Below are 6,579 nucleotides of genomic sequence, written 5' to 3'. Positions count from 1 at the left end.
TTTTCAATCCTTTTCTGGTCCTGATTGCCCTATTCATATTTATCGGGGCCTATGGTGAGAACCAAATGGTAAAGCAAACCACCCTCCTGGAGGGACATCTTGTGAAAGATGCGATGCTCACCCAGATTACGACAATTTCTCCGGAGCATAGCATGGAACAGGTAATCGAGTTATTGCTGGCCAGCACTGAAAAGGACTTTGTAGTTGTGGAAAACGACAACATCGCCGGCATCATCTTTCACAAGGAAATCATCAATCGCAGTAAAAACAGGACCCTATTGGTGCGTGATTTTATGAGTACCCGCTTTCATGTAATGTTGGAAGATGGCCCTCTGAAGGAATTCTTTGAACTGGTCGCCCGTGAAAAACAACGCTTTTTCCCGGTCATTAATCCGGAAGGCAGGCTCGTTGGGGCTATTGACATGACCAATGTCAGTGAATTTTTACTGTTAAAAAATACCCAGGTCAGTTAAGGGGTTCAAAGCACACTTATCAACTGATGCAAATCATTTTAAAATAATAGCGCATTGGCTACTTTGGAGAAAAAGTAGAGACCATGCGTTCAAATCTTAAGCACCCCCTGCCCCTTGACGTTTTTAAAAGTCTGGCAGGCATTCGTTATCCCCATTCAATTACCCTTTACCTACCCATGTTTAAGAAGGGTAAGGAACAAAACCTGGAGATGGGTCCGGCTACCTTAAAAACCCAGATACATCAACTCGAAAAAACCTTACATCAGCACGGCCTGAATGATCAGAAGATAGCAGATTACCTGGCTCCCCTGAAGGGCCTGGTTGCCGATCGTGAACTTTGGAGAAATCCAAGTGATGGGCTAGTCGTCTTTTTAAATGAAGAGAAGGGTCTGGACTACTATCAACTACCAATCCCTTTTGAGACCCTGAGCTATGTAGGGGACCACTTCTACATGTTGCCTTTGCTGTCGCTCTATGACATAAATGGACATTACTATCTTCTTGAACTCAGCAGGGACCACGTTAAACTCTATCTGGCGGATCGCTTTGGAATGCAAGACCTGTTTGTTGAGACGCATGCCCCTGAGCTCCTTGAAGAAGCTGTAGGGTATGATTATGAACAGAAAACCCTCCAATTCCGGACAGGGCAGGCCGGTTATCAGGGCACTTACCACGGACATGGAGAAGGTAAGGATGATGAGAAGAAAGAGCTTGTAAAATTCTTCAAGGAAATAGACAAAGGTGTCAACAAGGTGGTTGACTCTAATTCTGCACCCCTGGTCATCGCCGGGGTCACACGATGGTACTCCCTCTACCGTGAAGTAAACACCTATCCCACCCTTTATGAAACGCCTTTGATCGGGGATCCTGAGTTTAAGAACAAAGGGCAGTTGCATAAGGAATCCTGGAAGTTGATTGCTCCATTCTTCAGGAAGACACAGGACGAAAAGGTCACCAGATACCGGGATCAGGCACATCTGGAATCCACTTCACATCAAATTTCAGATATTGTCCTCGCCGCGGAAAACGGCAGGGTAGCTTCGCTGTTCATCAAGAAGGGAACCGATGTTTTTGGCACCTATGGCCCTAAAAAATGCCTGATACTGGATGCAGAGAAAACTCCTGGTAATACCTCCATATTGAACAAGGTAGCCCTGGATACTTTTATGCAAGGTGGACAGGTGTATTTACTCGAGGAGCAAGAAATGCCCTACCCGAAGCGACCGATTAACGCGCTTTACCGGTATTAAGCGAAAAAAGATCTCGCTGGAACATGTATAAAAAAGGAGCTATCAACACGGTGATCTCGTGGTTGCTGGATGGTGATGTGGCCATTCAATACCAGACCTGCCGGGATTTGCTGGGTGAAGAGAGAACCGATTTGCAATCCAGAATATCCAGAGAAGGCTGGGGACTGGCTTTTCTCTCGCAAAGGAAGGCCAGCGGCCATTGGGGCAGAAAGTTTTATCAGCCCAAATGGACGTCCACACATTACACCTTACTGGACCTTAAGCACCTCAACATTTCAAAAGACATCCCCCCGATCAGGGAAAGCATCCAGATGATCGTTAGCCAGAACAAAAGCAGCGATGGGGGGATAAATCCCGCAGTTAGTATTTCAACGGGGGAAGTATGCGTAAGCGGTATGTTCCTCAATTACGCCAGCTATTTCGATACGCCGGAAGAGGACCTGAAATCAGTGGTGGATTTTATCCTCGGCCAAAAAATGGCCGATGGTGGTTTCAATTGTTGGTCGAACCGCTCAGGAGCCGTGCACAGCTCCATGCACACCACCTTATCCGTTATGGAAGGCCTGGCAGAATTCCTTAATAATGGGTACAGCTACAGAAAAGAAGAGATCCTCAGGGCCCTGGGTACAGCCCGGGAGTTTTTACTGGTGCACAGGCTGTTCCGATCAGATCGCAGCGGAAAAATCATTCATCCGGAATTCCTGAAAATGCGCGTTCCCAGACGATGGAAGTACGATATCTTCAGTGCGCTGGACCTGTTCCAGATTGCCGGATTCCCGTGGGACGAACGCATGTTGGAAGCTATGCATCAAATGATTGGCAAAAGGACAAAAGACGGGAAATGGAAACTACAGGCGAAACTGCCGGGAGCAACTCATTTCGATATGGAACAAGCCGGGCTTCCCAGTCGATGGAACACGCTAAGGGCACTGCGCATACTGAAGCAATATCCACCAGGCAGATAAAAACACCCAACTGAGCACCGTCATTTCAGGTTCCTTTCGTCTATCCTACCTTGTTGCGGAATAATCATAAAAAATCAAGATATGTCTGTTTTAAAAGTCGTCGAAATTTTGGGAAACTCTACAGTGAGTTTTGAAGATGCCCTCAAGAATGTAGTAACGGAAGCCTCCAAAACCATCAAAGACATTCGCTCGGTTTATGTTCAGGAAATGCAGGTTACCGTTGAGAACAATGCTATTCAAGAATACCGGGTTAATGCAAAAGTCTGCTTTGGTATAATTGATACACCATAGCAAGGCAGCGTTCCCCCGGAAAGCACAGTCTAACCGCTGTGCTTTTTTTGTGGACCTGGTAAACCTGGGGGGGTCTGACCAAAATCATTTCATAACCGCAGTATTCTAAGCATATTGGTATAAACGTAAACAAAATATCATGGCAATAACCACAGTATTTGAAAACAATGTCTCCGATTATGAACAATGGTATGAAGACCATAAGGAAGTTTTTGAATCGGAAGTAAGCGCCCTTCGGGCACAATTTGAAACCCTCCCTGAGAACCTCAGGGGAATAGAGGTAGGCCTGGGTACAGGAAGGTTTTCCGAAGCCCTGGGTATTAAGGAAGGGGTAGAACCCTCTGCCGCGATGGCCGAAAAAGCAGAGCAACGGGGAATCGAAGTCATGCCTGGCGTTGCAGAAAAACTGCCCTATGCAGACATGCAGTTTGACTTTGTCCTCTTTGTTACCATATGTTTCCTGGATCAGCTGAAGTTGGCTTTTAAAGAGGCTAACCGTGTTTTGAAAAAGGGAGGTGCCATAATTATCGGATTCCTGGACAAGGAACAGCCTATCGCACAAAGCTACCTGGATAAAAAGGAGCGGAGCACATTTTACCAGAAGGCTTCCTTTTATTCTGTACGGCGCATCGAGAGTGTACTCACTGAGACGGGATTTGGAAATAGCTCCTATTATCAAACCCTCTTTGGCGAATTAGATGATATCACCGATACGCAATTGCCAACCGAAGGTTATGGTTCGGGCTCCTTTGTGGTGGTGAAAGCAACTAAGAAATGAAAATTGAGTATTTGCCGCATACCGCAGATATCCGAATGAACATTGAAGGAGATTCCCTGGGGGAACTGTTCCAGGCAGGATTAATGGGCATGTCCCGCATCCTGAGCGAGCAGGGTTGCGGCAAAGTAAAGGAGTTGAGCAAGCGGGCGGTAATTTCAATTTCGGCCCCTGATCTCACCTGCCTTATTGTAGATTTCCTTTCTGAAGTACTCTCAATAAGCTTTACCGAGAAAGCATTGTTCTGCGAGATGGAGGACGTCAAAATCAGTAAATACCAATTCTCAGCCATCCTTTTAGGAACAGAGCTGACAACACTTGATGAAGAAATAAAAGCCGTGACCTACCACGAAGCACAGGTGGCCAAGAACGCCAATAACAAATGGGAAACCCGGATCGTATTTGACATATAGAGGATGAAGATCACCAAACAGCACATACAAAAAATCAACGATTACCTCTGGGAGATCCCACAATCTTTCAGGCCGCAGTATATGCGTGTGCCGGCCAGAATCCTGGCTTCCGAAACACTGCTGGATGAGATCATGGAAGACCGTTCCCTGGCCCAGCTTGTCAACGTAGCCTCCCTGCCGGGAATAGAAGGCGCTTCCATGGTAATGCCGGATGTACATGAAGGCTACGGATTTCCTATTGGTGGAGTAGCAGCAACCACATATCCTAATGGGGCGATTTCCCCCGGGGGTATCGGGTACGATATCAACTGCGGGGTAAGGTTAATGACCTCCTCTCTAAAGCGCCATCAAGTTGAAGACCAAATGGAAGCATTGTCCAAGGAGATGTACAGACAAATTCCATCCGGGATGGGGAAAGGCGGGCAAATTATTCTATCCTCCCGTGAGCTGCACAAGGTACTGAAGGAAGGCGCAGAATGGGCTGTAGCTCATGGCTATGGCGAAGCGGATGACCTCAGGTATATGGAAAGCAATGGAAAACTCAACTTGGCCGATCCCAGATTGGTATCAGAAAGAGCAAAAAACAGGGGAAAAGACCAGTTGGGCACTATAGGTTCCGGTAATCACTTTGTAGAGGTAGATTACGTTGATGAGATCTTTGAAGACAGAATTGCCAAGGCCTTTGGCCTGGAAACAGGTCAGGTTGTCATCCTGATCCATACAGGCTCAAGAGGCCTGGGACACCAGGTCGCCACGGACAATATAAAAATCATTATGTCAGCTATGGAGAAGTACGGGATCAAGGTCCCCGACCGTGAATTGGCCTGTGTTCCTTTCGACTCACCAGAAGGGCAAAACTATTTCAAGGCCATGTGTGCCGCAGCAAACTTTGCCTGGTGCAACCGGGAAATCATCTCCTGGGAAGCCAGGACGGCCTGGAAGCAGGTTTTTGGTGCCGAAGGCGGAAAATTGAGGCTCATGTATGATGTAGCTCACAATATTGCCAAGCTCGAGGAACATGAAACAGGTGGTGAAACCAGGCTTATGATCGTACACCGAAAAGGGGCTACACGGGCATTTGGGCCTGGCTTTTCAGAACTACCGGCGGCGTATCAGGAAGCTGGGCAACCAGTGATCATACCGGGAAGTATGGGTACCTGCTCCTACGTCCTTGCGGGGACAGAGAAAAGTATGGCGACTACCTTTGGGTCCTGCTGCCATGGTGCTGGCAGGAGATTATCCCGTACTGCCGCCAAAAGGCAGGTCAATGCCCCGGTCTTAAAGGAAGAACTCCTTTCCCGCGGCATCTATGTAGAAGCCGGATCCTTTAAAGGTATTGCCGAAGAAGCCCCAGTAGCCTATAAGGATGTGAATGAGGTCGTAGAGACGGTACACGCCTCGGGTATAGCCAAAAGGGTGGCAAAATTAAGGCCTATGGCGGTGATCAAAGGGTAGCCTTGTTGGTATCTTCCAGGATCTTAATGGCCTCCTCGTCGGAAACCTGATAAAAGTGCAGGTAAAACTGCCCTACTGCCATGAAGTTTAACGGGGTTGCCAGGCAAACTACTTCATCTACCTGTGGTGTGGTTTCCAACATTTTTACTGCAGACCGGGGGGCTACAGGAATAGCCACCACTATCTTCATGGGCTGTTGTTTAGCTACCAATTGTACCGTAGCCAATAAGGTATTTCCAGTTGCTATACCATCATCTACAACAATTACAACCTTATCCTTCAATGGAACTGGCCTTCGGTTCTTATAATAGGCATTATGTCTTTTTCTGAGCACTTCTCTGATGCGTATTGTTTCACTTTCAATGTACTCCTGAGGAATGGTAGCCGTATCGCTCAGGACAACACTTTCCAAACTAACGGCACCAATGGCATATTCACGATGATGCGGATGTCCTATCTTCTTGGTTAGTGCCACATCGAGGGGAGCATTGAGGGCCAGGGCTACTTCTGCCCCAATAGGCAACCCACCGCGTGGAATGGCCAAAACCACAACGGCCTCGTTAGAAAAGGATTTCAATTCCTCCGCAAGTTGTTTTCCTGCATCCGCGCGATTATTATAGAGGTAACTCATGGCTGTTTGAAATATGTATTAAACCATAATGCAGACAAACGGGCTACTTCTTCCAGGGTTCCGGGTTCCTCAAAAAGATGGGAGGCCCCCGGTATGATTTCAAGTTGCTTCTCTGCGCTTAAACGGTCAAAGGCCTGACGGTTAAGTCCTATCACCATATGGTCCCTTTCACCTACAAGGAAGAGTGTAGGGGCCAATACCTTTTCCATAATAGCCAGGGCAAGGTCTGGCCTTCCCCCACGTGAAACCACGGAAGAGATGGAATCCCCAAAATATGCCGCGGCACCCAATGCAGAAGCAGCTCCTGTACTTGCCCCAAAATAAGC

Annotated in this window: 9 protein-coding genes; 7 read left to right on the top strand and 2 right to left on the bottom strand. The window is 47.5% G+C overall.

Features of this window, described 5'->3' with window-relative positions; translation table 11 throughout:
• The 7 genes from AC4E7D_RS10165 to AC4E7D_RS10135 all read left to right on the top strand — a co-directional run.
• Window positions 1-473: CBS domain-containing protein (locus tag AC4E7D_RS10165; RefSeq protein WP_490173689.1), on the top strand; the 473-nt coding region annotated here is incomplete at its 5' end.
• Window positions 474-556: 83 nt separating this feature from the next.
• The gene (locus AC4E7D_RS10160; protein ID WP_490173688.1) at window positions 557-1,723 is read left to right on the top strand and encodes a baeRF7 domain-containing protein; all 1,167 of its coding nucleotides are present in this window, start codon (window positions 557-559) and stop codon (window positions 1,721-1,723) included.
• A gap of 23 nt (window positions 1,724-1,746) precedes the next feature.
• Window positions 1,747-2,688, top strand: coding sequence for a prenyltransferase/squalene oxidase repeat-containing protein (locus AC4E7D_RS10155; protein ID WP_490173687.1), 942 nt, complete (start codon window positions 1,747-1,749; stop codon window positions 2,686-2,688).
• Window positions 2,689-2,769: 81 nt separating this feature from the next.
• Window positions 2,770-2,979 (top strand): dodecin family protein, encoded by a 210-nt coding sequence (locus AC4E7D_RS10150; RefSeq protein WP_490173686.1) that lies wholly within the window; start codon window positions 2,770-2,772, stop codon window positions 2,977-2,979.
• A gap of 139 nt (window positions 2,980-3,118) precedes the next feature.
• Window positions 3,119-3,757 (top strand): class I SAM-dependent methyltransferase, encoded by a 639-nt coding sequence (locus AC4E7D_RS10145; RefSeq protein WP_490173685.1) that lies wholly within the window; start codon window positions 3,119-3,121, stop codon window positions 3,755-3,757.
• Window positions 3,754-4,167: an archease gene (locus tag AC4E7D_RS10140; protein WP_490173684.1), complete on the top strand. Its 414-nt coding sequence runs from the start codon at window positions 3,754-3,756 to the stop codon at window positions 4,165-4,167. Before AC4E7D_RS10145 ends, AC4E7D_RS10140 begins: the two co-directional genes overlap by 4 nt.
• A gap of 3 nt (window positions 4,168-4,170) precedes the next feature.
• The gene (locus tag AC4E7D_RS10135) at window positions 4,171-5,622 is read left to right on the top strand and encodes an RtcB family protein (protein WP_490173683.1); all 1,452 of its coding nucleotides are present in this window, start codon (window positions 4,171-4,173) and stop codon (window positions 5,620-5,622) included.
• Here AC4E7D_RS10135 and AC4E7D_RS10130 read toward each other — a convergent pair.
• Both AC4E7D_RS10130 and AC4E7D_RS10125 read right to left on the bottom strand, forming a co-directional pair.
• The gene (locus tag AC4E7D_RS10130) at window positions 5,612-6,253 is read right to left on the bottom strand and encodes a phosphoribosyltransferase (protein ID WP_490173682.1); all 642 of its coding nucleotides are present in this window, start codon (window positions 6,251-6,253) and stop codon (window positions 5,612-5,614) included. The genes AC4E7D_RS10135 and AC4E7D_RS10130 overlap by 11 nt on opposite strands.
• On the bottom strand, window positions 6,250-6,579 hold a 330-nt coding region (locus AC4E7D_RS10125; protein WP_490173681.1), incomplete at its 5' end, for a dienelactone hydrolase family protein. The genes AC4E7D_RS10130 and AC4E7D_RS10125, both read right to left, overlap by 4 nt.

The sequence above is a fragment of the Lentiprolixibacter sp. genome (assembly GCF_982873095.1).
The sequence above is the reverse complement of the archived record's forward strand: the minus strand, read 5'-3'. Positions and strand labels throughout refer to the sequence as shown.

Excerpts from the sequence above, each read along its gene's own strand:
- AC4E7D_RS10160 (WP_490173688.1), top strand. The coding sequence starts at position 557 with ATGCGTTCAAATCTTAAGCACCCCCTGCCCCTTGACGTTTTTAAAAGT.
- AC4E7D_RS10155 (WP_490173687.1), top strand. The coding sequence starts at position 1,747 with ATGTATAAAAAAGGAGCTATCAACACGGTGATCTCGTGGTTGCTGGAT.
- AC4E7D_RS10150 (WP_490173686.1), top strand. The coding sequence starts at position 2,770 with ATGTCTGTTTTAAAAGTCGTCGAAATTTTGGGAAACTCTACAGTGAGT.
- AC4E7D_RS10145 (WP_490173685.1), top strand. The coding sequence starts at position 3,119 with ATGGCAATAACCACAGTATTTGAAAACAATGTCTCCGATTATGAACAA.
- AC4E7D_RS10140 (WP_490173684.1), top strand. The coding sequence starts at position 3,754 with ATGAAAATTGAGTATTTGCCGCATACCGCAGATATCCGAATGAACATT.
- AC4E7D_RS10135 (WP_490173683.1), top strand. The coding sequence starts at position 4,171 with ATGAAGATCACCAAACAGCACATACAAAAAATCAACGATTACCTCTGG.
- AC4E7D_RS10130 (WP_490173682.1), bottom strand. The coding sequence starts at position 6,253 with ATGAGTTACCTCTATAATAATCGCGCGGATGCAGGAAAACAACTTGCG.